Annotated in this window: 1 protein-coding gene; it reads right to left on the bottom strand. The window is 61.0% G+C overall.

Going from position 1 to position 505, the window contains the following annotated elements; all coding sequences use genetic code 11:
- Positions 1 to 71: 71 nt before the first annotated feature.
- The gene (locus tag ACTJJN_RS24885; RefSeq protein ID WP_003255603.1) at positions 72 to 368 is read right to left on the bottom strand and encodes a hypothetical protein; all 297 of its coding nucleotides are present in this window, start codon (positions 366 to 368) and stop codon (positions 72 to 74) included.
- Positions 369 to 505 lie beyond the last annotated feature (137 nt).

Below are 505 nucleotides of genomic sequence, written 5' to 3'. Positions count from 1 at the left end.
TGATCGGACGCATTCGCGGGCAAGCCCGCTCCTACAAGGGCAGGCGCTGAAATAGGGGATGACGCAAGTGTTCAGGCGTAGGTGTCGATGATCCGGCCAAGCATTTCGTCGGATGCCTTGGCGACCTTCGCGCCGAGCTCGACTTCGGTCTTGCCCACCGCCTGTTGCACGACACTGGTGGCCAGGTCCATCTGCTGGCTGCGGTCGACCGCGCGCAGGCGTTCGGCCTGAAAATCGCTGGACTGGCTAGTGGCGGTACGTTCGGCAGTGGTGTTGGCGATCTGGCTGGCGGCCTGATCGACGCGGTTCTGGCCGGTCTGGATTGCGCTCAGGCCCGCGTAGTAGGCGGAGCTACCGGTGATTTCCATGTCAGGACTCCATTGACGCTGGATGACGAACAGCCCCAATTAAAACAGGCTAGGGGCGAAAAGGCCCGTTTAAATCCCTAATGGCTCAATGCCAGTTGATAGGCCTTGGGTATTCCTACACTGGCCGCCTCGCGGGT

Source organism: Pseudomonas sp. 22515 (assembly GCF_052044625.1).
In the GTDB taxonomy this organism is placed as follows: Bacteria; Pseudomonadota; Gammaproteobacteria; order Pseudomonadales; family Pseudomonadaceae; genus Aquipseudomonas; species Aquipseudomonas alloputida.
The sequence above is the reverse complement of the archived record's forward strand: the minus strand, read 5'-3'. Positions and strand labels throughout refer to the sequence as shown.